This is a genomic window from Leifsonia sp. CL147, assembly GCF_900114565.1.
Lineage (GTDB): Bacteria > Actinomycetota > Actinomycetes > Actinomycetales > Microbacteriaceae > Leifsonia.
The window spans coordinates 178,451-194,270 of the sequence record NZ_FOTM01000006.1; the positions used below are offsets into that span (position 1 = coordinate 178,451).

The 15,820-nt window shown below is 68.3% G+C and carries 19 protein-coding genes; 13 read left to right on the forward strand and 6 right to left on the reverse strand.

Annotated elements, in window-relative coordinates:
- Nucleotides 1–15: 15 nt before the first annotated feature.
- Nucleotides 16–2,430: an ATP-dependent DNA ligase gene (locus BM287_RS07790; protein ID WP_090037367.1), complete on the reverse strand. Its 2,415-nt coding sequence runs from the start codon at nucleotides 2,428–2,430 to the stop codon at nucleotides 16–18.
- Nucleotides 2,431–2,505: 75 nt separating this feature from the next.
- Between BM287_RS07790 and BM287_RS07795 the strand changes: the two genes are divergently transcribed.
- The 3 genes from BM287_RS07795 (at nucleotide 2,506) to BM287_RS07805 (ending at nucleotide 5,591) form a co-directional block, all read left to right on the forward strand.
- A complete protein-coding gene (locus BM287_RS07795) occupies nucleotides 2,506–3,462 on the forward strand; it encodes a non-homologous end joining protein Ku (RefSeq protein WP_090037365.1) in 957 nt (318 codons plus the stop codon).
- Entirely contained in the window at nucleotides 3,459–4,430 is a 972-nt protein-coding gene (locus tag BM287_RS07800; RefSeq protein WP_090037364.1) for a DNA topoisomerase IB, read from the forward strand. Before BM287_RS07795 ends, BM287_RS07800 begins: the two co-directional genes overlap by 4 nt.
- Before the next feature lie 249 nt (nucleotides 4,431–4,679).
- Nucleotides 4,680–5,591 (forward strand): sigma-70 family RNA polymerase sigma factor, encoded by a 912-nt coding sequence (locus tag BM287_RS07805; protein WP_090037363.1) that lies wholly within the window; start codon nucleotides 4,680–4,682, stop codon nucleotides 5,589–5,591.
- A 153-nt stretch (nucleotides 5,592–5,744) separates the two neighbouring features.
- On the opposite strand, the gene BM287_RS07810 is transcribed toward BM287_RS07805, so the two are convergent.
- From BM287_RS07810 to BM287_RS07830, 5 genes are all read right to left on the reverse strand, one after another.
- Nucleotides 5,745–6,119, reverse strand: a complete 375-nt coding sequence (locus BM287_RS07810) for a hypothetical protein (protein ID WP_090037362.1) — start codon at nucleotides 6,117–6,119, stop codon at nucleotides 5,745–5,747.
- Nucleotides 6,116–7,030: a hypothetical protein gene (locus BM287_RS07815; RefSeq protein WP_139230633.1), complete on the reverse strand. Its 915-nt coding sequence runs from the start codon at nucleotides 7,028–7,030 to the stop codon at nucleotides 6,116–6,118. The genes BM287_RS07810 and BM287_RS07815 overlap by 4 nt, the downstream gene beginning before the upstream one ends.
- A complete protein-coding gene (locus BM287_RS07820) occupies nucleotides 7,027–7,893 on the reverse strand; it encodes an LXG domain-containing protein (protein WP_090037359.1) in 867 nt (288 codons plus the stop codon). The genes BM287_RS07815 and BM287_RS07820 overlap by 4 nt, the downstream gene beginning before the upstream one ends.
- 341 nt (nucleotides 7,894–8,234) lie before the next feature.
- A complete protein-coding gene (locus BM287_RS07825) occupies nucleotides 8,235–8,576 on the reverse strand; it encodes a DUF7882 family protein (RefSeq protein ID WP_090037357.1) in 342 nt (113 codons plus the stop codon).
- A gap of 58 nt (nucleotides 8,577–8,634) precedes the next feature.
- Nucleotides 8,635–9,015, reverse strand: a complete 381-nt coding sequence (locus BM287_RS07830) for a glyoxalase superfamily protein (protein ID WP_090037355.1) — start codon at nucleotides 9,013–9,015, stop codon at nucleotides 8,635–8,637.
- A 149-nt stretch (nucleotides 9,016–9,164) separates the two neighbouring features.
- On the opposite strand from BM287_RS07830, the gene BM287_RS07835 reads away from it, so the two are divergent.
- From BM287_RS07835 to BM287_RS07880, 10 genes are all read left to right on the forward strand, one after another.
- On the forward strand, nucleotides 9,165–10,112 hold the full coding sequence (locus tag BM287_RS07835) for a J domain-containing protein (protein WP_090037354.1): 948 nt from the start codon (nucleotides 9,165–9,167) through the stop codon (nucleotides 10,110–10,112).
- A 116-nt stretch (nucleotides 10,113–10,228) separates the two neighbouring features.
- Entirely contained in the window at nucleotides 10,229–10,618 is a 390-nt protein-coding gene (locus tag BM287_RS07840) for a VOC family protein (RefSeq protein WP_090037768.1), read from the forward strand.
- Nucleotides 10,619–10,682: 64 nt separating this feature from the next.
- The gene (locus BM287_RS07845; protein ID WP_090037353.1) at nucleotides 10,683–11,516 is read left to right on the forward strand and encodes a DUF1295 domain-containing protein; all 834 of its coding nucleotides are present in this window, start codon (nucleotides 10,683–10,685) and stop codon (nucleotides 11,514–11,516) included.
- Nucleotides 11,517–11,535: 19 nt separating this feature from the next.
- Nucleotides 11,536–12,018 (forward strand): hypothetical protein, encoded by a 483-nt coding sequence (locus BM287_RS07850; RefSeq protein ID WP_090037351.1) that lies wholly within the window; start codon nucleotides 11,536–11,538, stop codon nucleotides 12,016–12,018.
- 1 nt (nucleotide 12,019) lies between these two features.
- On the forward strand, nucleotides 12,020–12,409 hold the full coding sequence (locus tag BM287_RS07855; protein ID WP_090037350.1) for an RNA-binding S4 domain-containing protein: 390 nt from the start codon (nucleotides 12,020–12,022) through the stop codon (nucleotides 12,407–12,409).
- Nucleotides 12,409–13,254, forward strand: a complete 846-nt coding sequence (locus BM287_RS07860) for a DUF72 domain-containing protein (RefSeq protein WP_090037348.1) — start codon at nucleotides 12,409–12,411, stop codon at nucleotides 13,252–13,254. Before BM287_RS07855 ends, BM287_RS07860 begins: the two co-directional genes overlap by 1 nt.
- 10 nt (nucleotides 13,255–13,264) lie before the next feature.
- Nucleotides 13,265–13,897 (forward strand): CDP-alcohol phosphatidyltransferase family protein, encoded by a 633-nt coding sequence (locus BM287_RS07865; RefSeq protein WP_090037346.1) that lies wholly within the window; start codon nucleotides 13,265–13,267, stop codon nucleotides 13,895–13,897.
- Complete coding sequence (locus BM287_RS07870; protein ID WP_244528019.1) at nucleotides 13,890–14,396, forward strand: FHA domain-containing protein; 507 nt, start codon at nucleotides 13,890–13,892, stop codon at nucleotides 14,394–14,396. The genes BM287_RS07865 and BM287_RS07870 overlap by 8 nt, the downstream gene beginning before the upstream one ends.
- Nucleotides 14,396–15,088 (forward strand): transcriptional regulator FtsR, encoded by a 693-nt coding sequence (locus tag BM287_RS07875; RefSeq protein WP_090037344.1) that lies wholly within the window; start codon nucleotides 14,396–14,398, stop codon nucleotides 15,086–15,088. Before BM287_RS07870 ends, BM287_RS07875 begins: the two co-directional genes overlap by 1 nt.
- A 133-nt stretch (nucleotides 15,089–15,221) precedes the next feature.
- On the forward strand, nucleotides 15,222–15,773 hold the full coding sequence (locus BM287_RS07880) for a MerR family transcriptional regulator (RefSeq protein WP_090037342.1): 552 nt from the start codon (nucleotides 15,222–15,224) through the stop codon (nucleotides 15,771–15,773).
- The last annotated feature ends 47 nt before the right edge of the window (nucleotides 15,774–15,820 follow it).

Genomic DNA, 15,820 nt, shown 5'->3' on the forward strand with positions numbered 1-15,820 from the left:
GAGGACGCCGCGCGCTCAGCTCTCCCGCACCACCTGATCGGCGCGCTTGTCCGGGCGAAGTCCTCGCCACGACGGTTGACGCAGCCTCCCGGGCCCCGTCCACTCGGCGAACTCCACCTCGCCGACGAGCTCCGGCCGCACCCAGTGCGCGCCGCGCGCATCCGCCGTCGGCACACCCTCCATCGGGCTGGTCTTCACCGCGTACTCGCCCAGCTTGGCCAGGAGGTCGTCGAGCACCCGGTCCGTGAACCCGGTCCCGACCTTGCCGACATAGCGAAGCGTGTCGCCGTCCGGGATCCCGAGCAGGAGGGCGCCGATGGTGTTCTCGCGGCGGCCGTTGCCCGGAGTCCAGCCACCGATGACGACCTCCTGCGTCTGGTGGTGCTTGATCTTGATCCACGCCCGGCTGCGTCGGCCCACGGAATACGTGCTGTCCCGGCGCTTCGCCATCACGCCTTCGAGTCCCAGCTGCCGGCTGGACTCGATCGCGTGCTCGAGGTCGCCGTCGAACGCGGGAGGCACCTGCACCGGGTCGTGGGGGCCCGGATGCAGGACATCGAGGAGCAGCTCCCTGCGCGCGTCGTACCGGTCGCCGGTGTGCGTGCGCCCATCCGCCTCGAGCACGTCGAACACGAGGTAGTGCGCAGGCGCCCGCTTGAGCGCGGACTGCACGTCGCCCGGCCGGGTCAGGCCCATCCGGGTCTGCAGCAGGCCGAAGTCGGGCCGCCCCTTCGGGTTCAGGGTGACGATCTCCCCGTCGAGGACGAGGTCGTGCGAGCCGGCGAGGTCGACGAGCCCGGCGAGGTCGGGATAGGTCCCGGTCACGTCGTTCCCGTTGCGCGTGGTGAGGCGGAGCCTGCCCTGGCGCACCGCGGCGATGGCGCGGATGCCGTCCCACTTCATCTCGAACGCCCAGTCGCCTTCGTCGGTCACGTCCGCCTCCGAGCCCAGCGCGGCGAGCATGGGGGAGATGGGATCGCCCGTGATCGCCGGCCCCGGGGCTGCCGCACGCTCCCCGCCGTCCGGCTCCGTCTTCATCAGGTGGATGAGCCAGTTCTTCTCGTCGCCGTCGCGTCCCGTCCTGATCAGTGCGAACTTCCTCGGCGCCCCGCCGAGCCCCCCGTCGGGCTGACCGTGGAGCGTCGCGATCACCTCGTCGTCGCGCCACTTCTCCAGCTCGTAGTCGCCGTGGTCCCAGATGTCGACGTGGCCCGCGCCGTACTCGCCGTGCGGGATGTCGCCGGCGAAGCTCCCGTACTCCAGGGGATGGTCCTCGGTGTGCACAGCGAGGTGGTTCTGCTTCGTGTCCGTGGGAGTGCCCTTGGGCAGCGCCCAGCTGACCAGCACGCCGTCGTTCTCCAGCCGGAAGTCCCAGTGCAGCCGGCGGGCGTGGTGCTCCTGGATGACGAACGAGCGTCCCTCGCCCGCATCCGGCCGATCTTCGGGCACAGGTTCGGGAGTCCTGCTCGCGTCGCGCATCGAGCGGTAGGTGGACAGCCGATCGGGTTCGGACTCAGGTCCCGCGTGCCCGCCGTGCCCGGCGTACAACTCGGCCAGCGGGTCGCCCCGCCGCTTCAGCCGCTCCATCACCTCCCGGTAGTCGAGGTGTCGCAGGTCCTGGGATGCGAGCTCCCGCCACGTCCGTGGGGCTGCGACCGTGGGCTGGAAGCGGCCCCGCAGCGAGTAGGGCGCGATGGTCGTCTTCGCTCCGTTGTTCTGGCTCCAGTCGACGAGCACCTTGCCGGCGCGCAGGGACTTCTTCATGTCGCTGACGATGAGATCCGGGTGGTCCGCCTCCAGCGCCCGCGCCAGCTCGTGCGCGACCGCCGAGATCTGGTCACTGGTCTGCGAGCCGTCGAGCGCCGCGTAGAGGTGGATTCCCTTGGACCCGGAGGTCACCGGCATCGGGTTCAGCCCCATGTCGGTCAGGATGGCGCGGGCCAGCCGGGCGACCTCGGCGCACTCGGTGAGCTGCACGCCCTCGCCGGGATCGAGATCGAGCACCAGCCGGTCGGGATTCTGCCGTTCGCCACCCGGCGCCACCCGCCACTGCGGGACGTGGATCTCGAGCGAGGCGATCTGCGCCAGCCAGATCAGCGTGGCCCGGTCGTTCACCAGCGGGTACGTCTTCGGGCCGGAGGAGTGCTGGATGGTCGCCTGCCGCACCCACTCAGGCGTGGAGGCCGGGTCGAGGTCCTTCTGGAAGAACACCGAGCCGGGATCGTCGGGCGTCCCCACCCCGTGCACCCACCGTTTCCGCGTGGCGATCCGGTCGCGGACGTACGGGATCATCGCGTCGGCGACGGCGTTGTAGTACCCGAAGATGTCCGCTTTCGTCGTCCCGGTCTCCGGATACATGACCTTGTCGAGGTTGGTCAGCTTCAGGCGACGGCCGTCGATCTCGACGACCTCGGTGTCATGCGCGGCCATGCCATCACCGTAAGCCCTCCGTGCATTCCCTGGTCACTCCTTGAAAATGAGCGCATCCCCGGACACGATGGGCACATGAGGGCCATTTGGACGGGCGCCATCACCTTCGGGCTCGTGAACGTGCCGGTGAAGGTGTACAGCGCGACCGAGGATCACGACGTCCCGCTGCACCAGGTGCACGACGCGGACGGCGGCCGCATCCGCTATCAGCGCCGCTGCGAGATCGACGGCAAGGTCATCCCCTACGAGCACATCGCGAAGGCCTACGACGACGGGGAGCGCACCGTGATCCTCTCCGCCGAGGACCTCGCCTCGCTGCCGGCGGAGCGGAGCCGCGAGATCGACGTCGTCGAGTTCGTGCCGAACGACCAGCTCGACCCCCTCATGTTCGACCGCAGCTACTACCTGGAGCCGGACTCGAAGTCCCTCAAGGCGTACGCGCTGCTGCGCAAGACCCTCGAGGATGAGGAGCGCACGGCCATCGTGGAGTTCGCCCTCCGCCAGAAGACCCGGCTCGGCGCGCTGCGCGTCCGGGGCAACGTGCTGGTGCTGCAGACGCTGCTGTGGCACGACGAGATCCGCGCGGCCGACTTCCCGGCCCTTGAGCAGTCGCCGCGGGTCACCGATCGCGAGCTGCAGCTCTCGAGCGCGCTGATGGAGAGCTTCGCCGGCGACTTCGAGCCCGAGAAGTTCAGCGACGAGTACCAGGAGGAGCTCCGCAAGCTCATCGATGCGAAGCTCGAGCAGGGCGAAAGCGTGGACACCGCGGCCACCTTCGGCGAGGAGCCCGAGAAGAAGGGCGGAGGCGAGGTCATCGACCTGATGGAGGCGCTGCAGCGCAGCGTGGAGCGGAGCCGCTCGTCGAAGCCGGGCTCGTCGGGCGCGGAGAAGAAGCCGGCGTCCAAGTCGGCCGAGTCCAAGTCGGCTGCGTCCAAGTCCACCGCGGCGAAGTCGACCGCATCCAAGTCCACCGCGTCCACCTCCACCGCGCGGAAGGCTGCGCCCAAGAAGTCCGCGAAGAAGCCTGCGTGACGCGCCTGCGGCGCAGCAACCCGTCCGGCCCCGGCTACCACCGCAGGATCACCGACGCAGGTCCGGTCTACGAGGACGAAGCGGGCAACAGGATCGTCGACGACCGCGAGCTGGAGCGCATCCGGTCGCTGGTCATCCCTCCCGCCTGGAAGGACGTGTGGATCTCGCCCGACGCCCGGGGGCACATCCAGGCGGTCGGCACCGACCAGGCGGGCCGCCGGCAGTACCGCTACCACGACGCCTGGCGGCTGCATCAGGACCGCCTCAAGTTCGATCGGGCGGCACAGTTGGCGGAGACACTGCCGTCAGCGCGCCGGAAGGTGACGATGGACCTGCGGGAGGAGGGGTTCGGACGGGACCGCATCCTGGCCGCGGCGTTCCGCATCATCGATCTGGGCAGCGTCCGGATCGGCAGCGAGGAGTACCTGCACGCGAACGGAAGCCGGGGACTGACGACGCTGCTCTGCCGGCACGCCCGCATCGACGGGGACGAGATCACCCTGACCTTCCCCGCCAAGTCGGCGCAGAAGTGGATCAGCACCATCACGGATGCGGACCTGGCCGAGCTGCTGCGTCAGATCCAGGCGCTGCGCGGGCCCCGGTCGCGCCTGCTGTCCTGGAAGAACTCGACCTGGCACACCATCCGCCCGGCCTCCCTCAACGAGTACATCCGGCGGCAGACGCGCGGGGAGTTCACAGCGAAGGACTTCCGGACGCTGCACGGCACGATCGTCGCGGCGCAGGCGCTCGCCGAACTCGGGGTGGCGGGCACCGACGGGCAGCGGAAGAAGCGGATCGTCGCCGCCGTCAACGAGGCCGCTGCCGCCCTGGGCAACACGCCGGCCATCGCGCGAAACAGCTACATCGACCCGCGTGTCTTCGACCGCTACCGCAACGGCGAGGTCATCGACATCTCGGGTGGCCGTGCGCCGGAGCCGGCATTGCTGGAGCTCCTCTCGACGAGCTGACGGCGGACCGGCGGCCACCGTCAGATCCGAACAACCTGTGTATTTTGTGGCGAGACTTGACAAATTGGCCTGAGCATCGTATGCGGGCGCCTAGCGTACCCCGGCTCCCCGTGTCAACCCCTTGTCGGGGGACAGGGTGTGCTGCCTATCGTTGTTCACGACCTCCTCTCCGTGAGGGGCGGAGGCCGCAGGAGTGAGAGCACCAACGATGGCAGCGCCCGTTTGAAGACGGGCTGATGGGATGACACGATGACTACTCTCGAAGTGACCAGTGACCCGGTCAGGGACTATTTGAACTCGATCGGGCGGACGCGCCTGCTGACGGCCGACGAGGAAGTGGCTCTGGCCAAGAGGATCGAAGTGGGAGTGCTCGCCGGTGAGCGTCTCTCGATCCGTCCCAACCTGACCCCCCGCGAGAAGCGCGAACTGCAGTACCTGGCCGACGACGGCAAGCGTGCGTTCGAGCGCTTCATCGAGGCCAACCTGCGCCTGGTGGTCAGCATCGCCAAGCGCTACGCCGGCCGCGGCCTCCCGGTGATGGACCTGATCCAGGAGGGCAACCTCGGGCTGGTGCGCGCGGTGGAGAAGTTCGATTACCGCACAGGCAACAAGTTCTCCACGTACGCCACCTGGTGGATCCGCCAGTCGATCCTCCGCGGGATCGCGGACACGGCCCGGCTGATCCGCATCCCCGTGCACACGGTCGAGAAGATCGACAAGCTGGACCGCATCCGCCGCGACCTCGGCGGCGAGCTCGGCCGCACCCCCACCCTGGAGGAGATGGCCGAGGCGTCGAACCTCGACCCGGCGGAAGTCCACAAGCTGCAGATGAGCGACTCCGAGACGGTGTCGCTGGCGGTTCCTGTGGGTGAGAACGAGGGTGCGGAGCTGGGCGATCTGATCGAGGACGGTGACTTCGCCGGGCCGCCGGAGGCGGTCGAGGTGGAGTTCCGGCACCGCGATCTGGAGGATCGCCTCCGGGAACTGCCGCCGCGCGACGCCAAGGTGGTGCGCATGCGCTTCGGCCTGGACGGACAGAAGCCGATGACTCTGGATGAGGTCGGCGAGGTCTACGGGATCACCCGCGAGCGCGTCCGGCAGCTGGAGACCCGCAGCCTCAAGCGCCTCCGCTGCCCGGAGCTGCTCGAGTACCTGCGCTGAGGCGCTGACGACGAGGACCTCGCACCCGACGGTGCGGGGTCCTTCTCGTTGCGTTGACCGGATCGGTTTCATAGGGGAAAAACAGTTGCCGCTTAAGCGGAGTCTTCAATGGCAAGCCAAAGAATGGCCTTGGTATCAGCACCCGTTACGATGTCACAGCCGCAGAGCAGTTGCGTCGACGGCTTCAGATGACCAAAGCACGCCATCGCTGTCAAGCAACCAAACCTCTGACGTCGTCTCTATTGCGACCCTTCTGACCCAGTAGACGACCATCGCTTCCCAGCGGCACTCCACCGAGCAAACGGCAAGCGACGTAAGCGATGCAGGTGGAGACATCCCAACAACCCGAGTCGGCGGAAGGGTGAGATCATTGTCCGACTCAAGATGGAAGAGGGTAAGCATCCTTCCTTGGGGGTCGACAAGTTGCGCGACGCCGTCCTCTGAGCGCACACCGCCGTTGGCAGTGATGAGTGCCGCGAAGTGTTCAAACAGATTCATGTCTTCAGATAGGACCAGCGCGCTTTTCATCGCAGCTCCTTCACTATGGCAACCAGCTCGTCAGGTGTGCGCGCAATCGGTATCCCTTGTCTAGCTGCCGATTCCCAGGCACCAGTGGGCATGTCGGGCGCGTATCCGACTGTAGTCCGGCCAGTGCTGCCAACCGTTTTCTGGATTTGACCCGTCAATCCCCGTGCGTTGCCCGATTTGACCTGCACGAAGAGAGAACCTAGGTCGATATCAACTTCTCGGCTGAGTCCGTCCATCATGTGAACGTCACCGTTTACATTCTTGACCGCTCCCGGCATGGCCTTTTCAATCGCGCCCGCCGCTTCCGCGACATGAGGGTCGGAAGAGGTGAATATTTTCGTTGTTGGGGTGAAGTCTTTGCTGACGACGGGTGTGCCCTCGCCGAGGTGGTTCTTGATCCCGTTGAGGACGCTGGTGGCTTTGCCTGCGGTTCCGATCGTGACGGGTTTGCCGAGGGCGCCGGCGAGTTCGCCGGCCCTGCCAATCGGGCCGGCGGCGCGGGCTGCTTTCAAGGCTGCCGTGCCGGGGAGCAGGCTCCCGACCAGTTGCCCGGTCGCGGCCGGGTTCAGCGTGAAGACCTGGGCTGCGATGGTGGTCAGCTGGTTCCATAACCGGTCCCTAGCGCTCTGGTCGGTGAACAGGCTGGTCAGGCCCTGCCCGATCTGATGCACGTTGAGTTGGGCTCCGCCGCTGATGGCGTCCCCGATGCCGGAGCCGACACCGGCAAGGAACTGCAACGCCCAGCTGCCGGAGTCGGCGGCCGGTTTCACTACGTTCGCGTCATACCATTTCCCGACGGCGTCGCTGGCCATCCCGGTCAGGTTGAGTTCTTGCCCGCTTGTCGCGATCGAGGCGTGGTTGATCGCACTGTTGACCCCACCGACCAGCAGCGAACCACCCAGAACGGTCAAGCCGAGGGAGAACCGCCGGTGAACGGGGTCAACCCCAAGCCAATCACGGTGACCACCGCGCCGGCGAGTATCTGCAACCCGTCCCACAACAGGTCCTGGGCGGCCTGCTCCCGCCGGGCCGCCTCAACATCCTCCGCGTACCCGGAGAACATGCTCTCCCACCCCTGGGCGGCGACTTTCTGATTCTCCTTGCAATACTCGAACATGCCCGAGATCATCTCCCCCAACCGGTCCAGCTCTGCTCCGAAACTCCCCGCCGTGTAGGAGCGTCCCCGCCCCACCGAGACAGCGCCCACGTTCTTCACTATCCGGCCCAACTCGGCGATCAGGGTCCGCACCTGCCCGAACCCCGGATCGGAGGCCTCATAAGCCTCCCAAGCGTCCTTCTGGGCCCTCGCGACCGCGTGCATCCCCTGCAACGCATCCAGTAATTGCCCCACCGCGCCCACTCCGCCAAGAGACACCAGATGGGACGCGTCCGCTGTGATCCGGCGCAACTGGTCCCCGAACCCCTGCACCTGCTCCACCCCCCGATCCAGTCGGGCCAGATGCATCTCGTACTCGTCCCTCACCAGCCGGAAGTTGCCGTCAGCATCCACCTGCGCATACCCGCGCCAATACACACCGATCGCGGTCTGAAACGTCGACAAACCCACCAACAATGACTGCAAGATCGGCACATGCACCTCACGGATATATGCACGCATCGCATCCGCACCCTCACCACTGATCTGCGCAGAACCCGCAAGAGAATCCAACCCCTGCAACAACTCACTCACCGCCTCAACCCGATGAGCAAGTCCCCTCTGCAGGCCCGGCGACGACGCCTGCCAAGCATCCGCCGAAAACTCCACCACACTCACCGGCCCGCCACCTCATGGTTGTGAGGCAGCACGGCCGCGCAAGGATGTGTGACGCCGCCGGACTCCATGGACTCGTCGCGTTCGACCGGTTCTGCGATCCGCATTCGTTCTCTCTCGTTCGGGCGCCACCGACTCCCGGTGGCGTCCGCGAGGCTACGGGCGCGGCAACGATCGGACCAAGATCACCCTGTCCGGAAATGTCCGGATCGATCGCACGTGAACGTCATCCGGCACACGCGGTATGGCCGGATCCCGAAACGACGAAGGACTCGCCTATCGGGGAGAGTCCTCGCCACTGAGCTCAGCGGCTGCCGCGCGGCCGCCGGGGTCAGTGGCCGGGGTCAGTGGCCGGGAGGCGAGTCCGCATCCACCTCGTCGGCACCGAGCGCGCCGATCTCCTCGGTCAGCTGCAGGCCCTGCGCGCTGTTGGAGGACATGGTGAGCTGCTCGAGCCAGGTCTTGTTGATGCGCGGGTGGCGCCCTCCGCTGTAACGGAAGAGCAGCGGGATGGCCGGGTCGATCCAGATCGCGCTGCGCCCGTCGCCGACGCCCTGCTCATCCCGCCACGAGAAGAAGAAGCCTTCTTTGCGCCGGAGCTTCAGCCCGATCACGATCTGCAGGTGCGCGAGGACGCGGTCCTCGAAACCGATCTCCGTGGTACCCCCATAGATGAGCTTGCCCATTCCAGCAACGTACAGGACGTTCGGTCTGTCGAGCCATCCAGCCGGACGTGGATGTTCGCTACGGCCGGGGCGGCAGCTCCTGCAGGCTCCACGCATTGCCGTCCGGATCCGTGAATTCGACGAAGCGTCCCCAGGCGAGCTCGGCCACGCCGCGCGCCTCGACGCCGTGCTCTGTCAGGTGCGCGAGTGCGTCATCCGCGTTCGGGATCACGATCTGCAGGCCTTTCATGGTGCCGGGCGTCATGTCCGTGATGCCTTGCCCGATGGCGATCGAGCAGGCCGATCCGGGAGGAGTGATCTGGACGAAGCGGAGCTCGGGCGAGACCCGCTGGTCGTGGTCGGCGTTCCAGCCCAGCGCATCCACGTAGAAGGCTTTCGCGCGGTCGACATCGGTGACGGGGACGATGATGAGCTCGATGCGCCAGTCGCTGATGGTCATGATGTTCCACCTTTCGTGTGTTCGGTTGCCTCCAGCCTATGAACGCATGCGGTCAGATTCCGGCCGCAATTCGAATTGGGCCATTTTTGTGGATAAGCACGCTACTGTCAGAAATCCGACCACCGTGTACCGAAAGCGAACACCGAGCGATGAGCGATTCTCCGGCCTCGCCCAGCCCGTATGAGGTGCTCGGCGTCCGCCCGGACGTCAGCCACGACGACCTTCGTCGCGCCTACCGCCGGCTCCTGCGCGAGACGCATCCCGATACGGGAGGCACCGCTGCGGCGTTCCAGGCGGTCCAGCAGGCCTGGGAGCTCGTCGGCGACCCGGACGACCGTGCCCGCTACGACCGCGGCGAGAGCATCACGGTGGATGCCGTGTCCGGCGAGTCGGCCTCCGGCGGCTTCAGCGCGACCTTCCACGCAGGACGCCCGTCGCAACGGGGCGCCACCGTCCGCGCCCGCAGCTACGGACATCCCGGCGGCCGCTCCCGCGAGCGCTTCCTCACACTGATGCGCGAGTGGATGGGGCGTGGCACCGACGACCGGGACCCGTACGATCCGGGGCTCGTGCGCTCGGCTCCCCGCGAGATCCGCCAGCTGCTCGCCGTCGCGCTCGCCGAGGAGGCGACGGCCCGCGCGGTCACCGGCCTCGGGATCGGCTTCACCCTCTGGAACGACGTGGAGGTCCATTCATCCTCCGCCGAGAAGCTGGACCACATCGTGCTCGGGCCGGCCGGGCTGTTCGCCCTCCGCTCGGCCGACTGGGGCGGACCCGTCAAACTCGCCAAGGGCGAGGTCGTCGGGGAGGGCATAGCGCCCGGCGATGCGCCGTTCCACGACCTGTACCACTCGGCCAAGACCTTCGGACGACGGGCGGGGGTCCGCTTCACCGGATACATCGTCGTGGTGCCGGACGGCGACCTGGAGCTCCCGTTCGACGTGGTGCGCCGGGGCCGGCTGGCCGGTTCGATGCTGGTGCGCCGCTCCCTTCTGCCCCGCGTGCTGCGCGACGGTGCGAACGCTGCCGGCCGGGAGAGCGTCGACCGTGCGTTCGAGCTGCGGACCCGGCTCCAGGAGGCCGTGCGCTTCGTCTGAGCGCGCACGGGTCCCTCGCCGGTCCTCCTCCCCAGTCCTCCTGCCCGGAACCCCGTTGTCCACAGCTTCGGATTCCCTATAGACACGGCTCGACGGTCACGAGCAGAGTGGTCGCCATGGTCACCCCACTCGATATCTTCTCCGGCTTCAGCGTGGACGACGTCCCCGCCGCCAAATCCTTCTACGCCGGCACCCTCGGCCTCACGGTGTCGGATGGCCCCATGGGCAACCTCGACCTCGAGCTGCCCTCCGGCGGTCATGTCTTCGTCTATCCGAAGGCCGACCATGTCCCGGCGACGTTCACCATCCTGAACCTGGTCGTCGCCGACATCGATGAGGCGGTCGACGACCTCAACGCGAAAGGTGTCGTCACCCGGATCTACGACGATCCGTCGCTGCCGACCGACGAGAAGGGGATCGCCCGCGGCCGCTCGGCGGACCGCGGACCCGACATCGCCTGGTTCCGCGACCCGGCCGGGAACGTGCTCTCGGTGCTGCAGCCCTGACCGGGCGCAGCGAGCCTCCAGAAGGTTCCGGGGCGCTCCCGGCGGCCATCCGGGGTTCTAGGATGTGCACGTGGAGCCCTTCGTCGTCTGCCTCTGGATCCTCGTCGCGGCCTGCATCCTCACCTGGGTGTCGTCCCTCGTCACCGGCGAGCACTCCTGGGTGGACCGCATCTGGTCGATCATCCCGGTCGTCTACGTGTGGGTCTTCGCCCTCGCTGCGGGTCCGGGCAACCCGCGCCTCACCCTCATGGCTGTGCTCGTCACCCTCTGGGGTGCGCGGCTGACGTTCAACTTCGCGCGCAAGGGCGGCTACGCGCCGGGCGGCGAGGACTACCGCTGGCAGGTGCTGCGGGCGCGGATGACCCCCGGGGCCTTCCACGCGTTCAACCTGTTCTTCATCGTCATCTACCAGAACGTGCTGCTCCTGCTCATCGCGCTCCCCGCCTGGACCGCGTATCAGCACCGGGCGCCGCTCGACCCGCTGGATGTCGTGCTGGCCGCGGTCTTCCTGGCGTTCCTGACCGGCGAGACGATCGCCGACCAGCAGCAGTGGCGCTTCCACCAATGGAAGAAGGCCGAGACGGCGGCCGGCCGGATGCCGTCGCCCCGCTTCCTGCAGTCGGGGCTGTTCCGCTTCTCCCGCCACCCGAACTTCTTCTTCGAGCAGGCCCAGTGGTGGGTGGTGTTCCTCTTCGGCTGCGTCGCCGCGGGATCCGTCCTGCAGTGGACGGTCATCGGCCCGCTGCTGCTGACCGGGCTCTTCATCGGCTCGACCATCTTCACGGAGAGCATCACGCGCTCCCGCTACCCGGAGTACGCCGCGTACCAGGCGCGCACCTCGCCCGTCGTTCCGTGGTTCCCGCGGCACGCGACGGCCGAGCCGACCCATTCCGGCTGAGCCGGGCTACGGTGGAAGCATGTCGTGCATCCGGTTCAACACCCCCGCACAGCGACGAGCCATGCGGGATCATCGGCCGGCGATGCTCTCCGCGGAGGAGGCCGCCGCGCTCCATCCGGCACCCGAGGTGACCGAGAGCAAGGTGCGCCGCCTGCGGCTGCTCGCGGCCGATCCCAACCCGAAGATCCGGGAGGCGGTGGCCAGCAGCTATCACACGCCGGCGGATGTCATCGCGGCGCTGGCGAAGGACCCCGACGACGGCGTCCGGGGCTGCGTGGCCAAGAACGAGGCGACGCCCTGCGATCTCCTGCGGGAGCTCGCCGACGACCGCTCCGAGACGGTGCGCGGGTGGGTCGCCGTCAACTACTTCGTCCCGGCGGACGTGATGGAGAAGCTCGCCTCCGACCGCAGCCGCACCGTGCGCAGCCTGGTCAAGTGGAAGGCGTCGCTGGCCGCGGAGGACCAGGCGGCGGACGGGAACGCCGCGGCCGCGGTGGTCTGACATGCCCGGCGCGACCCCGCAGGCGGGACCCACCAGCGTCCGGGTCGACTCCTGGGCCTGGGCGGTCCGGCTGTTCAAGACCCGGTCGGCGGCGTCCGACGCCTGCAAGGCCGGTCACCTGAAGGTGAACGGCGACCGCGCCAAGCCCGCGCAGCCCGTCAAGGTAGGGGATGAGGTACGTGCGTTCGCCGGAGGCATCGAGCACATCTACATCGCCCGGCGCCTCATCACGAAGCGCGTCTCCGCGGCCGTGGCCGCCGACTGCTTCGAGGACCGCACCCCGCCGCCTCCACCCCGGACCGAGACTCCCGCGACGGTCGTGCGCGAACGTGGAGCGGGCCGGCCGACCAAACGGGAGCGCCGGCTGCTGGAACAGCTGCGGGGCCGCTGATGGCGCTCGCGCGCATCGGCATCTCGGGCTGGACCTACGCACCGTGGCGCGGCGTCTTCTACCCGCCGAAGCTGCCCCACCGGAGGGAGCTGGAGTACGCCTCCGATCGGCTCGACTCGATCGAGATCAACGGCAGCTTCTACTCGCTGCAGCGGCCGACGAGCTACCGGATGTGGGCCGAGCTCACGCCCGGCGAGTTCGTCTTCTCGGTCAAAGGCGGCCGCTACATCACGCACATCCTGCGCCTGAAGAATGCGCGAACGGCCGTCGCCAACTTCTTCGCGTCCGGCGTCCTGGCGCTGGGCCCCAAACTCGGTCCGCTCCTCTGGCAGCTGCCGCCGACGCTGCAGTTCGAGCCGGAGGCGGTGGATGCGTTCCTCGGGATGCTGCCGCGAACGACCACCGAGGCCGCGGCTCTCGCGACCGAGGCGACCCTCGACGAGAACCGGACCCACACCGCCGCGGACGCGGAGCGCCCGCTGCGGCATGCGGTCGAGGTGCGTCACGCCTCGTTCGACGTCCCCGAATTCACCCGCCTGGCCCGGGCGCACGGCGTCGCGGTCGTGCTCGCGGACACCGCCGGGCGGTATCCCGTCATCCGGGAGCTGACCGCCGACTTCGCCTATGTCCGGCTGCACGGCGACGAGGAGCTGTACACCAGCGGCTACACCGACGAGTCGCTCGACCGCTGGGCGGCCGAGCTCGGCGGCTGGCTCCGGCGCGGGATGGACGTGTACGCCTACTTCGACAACGACGTGAAGGTCCGGGCGCCGTACGACGCGATGGGCCTGCGGGACCGGCTCGCCGAGTGGACGCCGCGTCAGCACGAGACGAGTCCTCAGTAGACTCGACGGTGTGGAGGCGGAAAGCGGGGTCGTGAGCTCGCGGGTCTGGACCATCCCGAACGTGCTCACCTTCTTCCGCCTCGCTCTGGTGCCGGTCTTCCTCGTGCTGGTGGTCACCGGCGAGGACGGCCCTGCCCTGCTGGTCCTGGTGTTCTCCAGCGCGACCGACTTCCTCGACGGGTACCTGGCGCGGCGCCTACGGCAGGTGTCGCGTCTCGGCCAGCTGCTCGATCCCGCCGCCGACCGCCTCTATATCTTCGCGGCGCTCATCGGGTTGTGCTGGCGCGAGGTCATCCCCTGGTGGCTGTTCTTCGTGATCGTGGGACGGGATGTGATGCTCGCGGTCCTCGGCATCATCCTCGCGAACCACGGGTTCGGTCCGCTGCCCGTGCACCATCTGGGAAAAGCGGCCACGTTCTGCCTCTTCTGGGCGCTCCCGCTCCTGATGCTGGGGGAGGCGTTCGAGGTGCTCGCACCCTTCTCCCTGCCGCTCGGCTGGGCCTTCGCGCTGTGGGGCGCGTTCCTTTATTGGTGGGCGGGCATTGTGTATATCGGGGAGACCGCACGGGTAATCCGACTCCCGGCCGATGACAGCGGCGCTCCATCGGATACGCTGGACCGCAAGGAGGTTGACGGTGCCTGAAGAGTTTCACCCCAACGGTCCGGCCGATGGAGCCGACGACGCCGCCAAGGGCCCCCTGCGGGACGCGGCGGGCAATGAGGATACGACCGCGCGTTTCGGCGAGGAGTTCATCTCGAAGATGTACCCCTCGGGCGAGGTGTCGCCGGAGGAGCAGGATGCGATCGCCGCCCTGCCGTCCGGCTCGGCGCTGCTGATCGTGCGAAGGGGCCCCAACTCGGGTGCCCGCTTCCTTCTCGACGCCGACGTCACCACGGCAGGCCGCCATCCGAATGCCGACATCTTCCTCGACGACGTGACGGTGTCGCGGCGCCATGCCGAGTTCACGCGCAGGGGGACCTCCTTCGAGGTGCGCGACCTGGGGTCGCTGAACGGCACGTACTACGACGGCGTCCGGATCGAGAGCGCCCTGCTCGCCGACTCCGCCGAGGTGCAGATCGGCAAGTTCCGGCTCACGTTCTACGCCTCGCGTCACGACCTCGCCGCAGCGGCGAACGGCTAGTGGCCCGGCCGGCCACCAGGTCCGCCGCCGGCGCTCCGGCCCTGCTCAGCATCGGCCAGGTCCTCGCGCGGCTGAACCCCGAGTTCCCCGATCTCTCCTCGTCGAAGCTGCGCTTCCTGGAGGAACGCGGGCTGGTCGCTCCGTCGCGGACGGCGTCCGGCTACCGGAAGTTCTCGCCGGCCGACGTGGAGCGGCTGCGCGGCGTCCTGGCGATGCAGCGCGACCACTACCTCCCGCTCAAGGTCATCAAGAAGTACTTCGCCGATCTGGATGCGGGGCTCGACCCCGTGTTTCCCGGATCCGCTCCCGCCGGGTCCATCCTCGGCGGGACGCGCCGGTACCGTCGCGACGAGTTGCTGCGCGAGGCCGGCGCCGACGCGGAGCTGTTGCAGGAGGCGATCAGCGCCTCCCTCGTCGTCGCCTCGGACGTGTACGGCGAGGAGGCGCTGACCGTGCTGCGCGCTCTCGCCGAGTTGCGCCGCAGCGGCATCGAGCCGCGGCACCTGCGCGGTTTCCGCGCGGCGGCGGAGCGCGAGATCGGCCTCATCGAGACGGCCCTCGTGCCGATCGCCCGGCGGAACGACGTCAGCAGCAAGGCCCGCACCGCGGAGCTGGCACGGGAGATCGCAGCGCAGCTGGACGTGGTGCGGGGGAGCATCATCCGGTCCTCCATCGCGCAGCTCCGCCCCTGACCGGTGCGTCCGGGCTCGACACGCCGAAGCGAAACGGCGGATGTCGTTGCCCGGCGACCGCCGCATGGGTACCGTGGATGAAGCGAGGCTGTTGCGCCGCGCGATCCACTACCCGGGGTGAGAGGCGATCTTCATGAGCGAACTGAGTCGTGACGACGGCGCCTCCCGCTACGACCTGGGGCTCCTGTTCACCGACGGCCTGCCGGAGATGGACAACGTCAACGGCTACCGGGGGGCGGTCGCCGCCCGCGCCGCCGGGATCTCCTACCGCCAGCTGGACTATTGGGCCCGCACCGGACTGGTCGAGCCGACCGTCCGCGGCGCGGCCGGCTCGGGTTCGCAGCGGCTGTACGGCTTCCGCGACATCCTCGTCCTGAAGCTCGTGAAGCGCCTGCTCGACACCGGCATCTCTCTGCAGCAGATCCGGACCGCTGTGAACCAGCTCCGCGAGTCCGGCGTGAACGACCTCGCCCAGACCACGCTGATGAGCGACGGCGCGAGCGTCTACCTCTGCACCTCGGACGATGAGGTCATCGACCTGGTCAGCCGCGGCCAGGGCGTCTTCGGTATCGCGGTCGGCAAGGTGCTCCGCGAGGTCGAGACGAGCCTCGTCGAGCTGAACACCGAGACCGACGCCCTCGACGAGCTCGCGGCCCGCCGCGCCGCGCGCACCCGCGCCTCCTGACGGCCCCGGCTCCCGCCGCCGCCCGCAACATTCGTGACGAATGTCGC

Bases quoted from the DNA above. Each gene is read 5' to 3' on its own strand.
- BM287_RS07850 (WP_090037351.1), top strand. From the start codon at position 11,536: ATGTCGTGCATCCGGTTCAACACCCCCGCACAGCGACGAGCCATGCGG.
- BM287_RS07860 (WP_090037348.1), top strand. From the start codon at position 12,409: ATGGCGCTCGCGCGCATCGGCATCTCGGGCTGGACCTACGCACCGTGG.
- BM287_RS07855 (WP_090037350.1), top strand. From the start codon at position 12,020: ATGCCCGGCGCGACCCCGCAGGCGGGACCCACCAGCGTCCGGGTCGAC.
- BM287_RS07810 (WP_090037362.1), bottom strand. From the start codon at position 6,119: ATGAAAAGCGCGCTGGTCCTATCTGAAGACATGAATCTGTTTGAACAC.
- BM287_RS07825 (WP_090037357.1), bottom strand. From the start codon at position 8,576: ATGGGCAAGCTCATCTATGGGGGTACCACGGAGATCGGTTTCGAGGAC.
- BM287_RS07790 (WP_090037367.1), bottom strand. From the start codon at position 2,430: ATGGCCGCGCATGACACCGAGGTCGTCGAGATCGACGGCCGTCGCCTG.
- BM287_RS07840 (WP_090037768.1), top strand. From the start codon at position 10,229: ATGGTCACCCCACTCGATATCTTCTCCGGCTTCAGCGTGGACGACGTC.
- BM287_RS07880 (WP_090037342.1), top strand. From the start codon at position 15,222: ATGAGCGAACTGAGTCGTGACGACGGCGCCTCCCGCTACGACCTGGGG.
- BM287_RS07795 (WP_090037365.1), top strand. From the start codon at position 2,506: ATGAGGGCCATTTGGACGGGCGCCATCACCTTCGGGCTCGTGAACGTG.
- BM287_RS07835 (WP_090037354.1), top strand. From the start codon at position 9,165: ATGAGCGATTCTCCGGCCTCGCCCAGCCCGTATGAGGTGCTCGGCGTC.
- BM287_RS07805 (WP_090037363.1), top strand. From the start codon at position 4,680: ATGACTACTCTCGAAGTGACCAGTGACCCGGTCAGGGACTATTTGAAC.
- BM287_RS07830 (WP_090037355.1), bottom strand. From the start codon at position 9,015: ATGACCATCAGCGACTGGCGCATCGAGCTCATCATCGTCCCCGTCACC.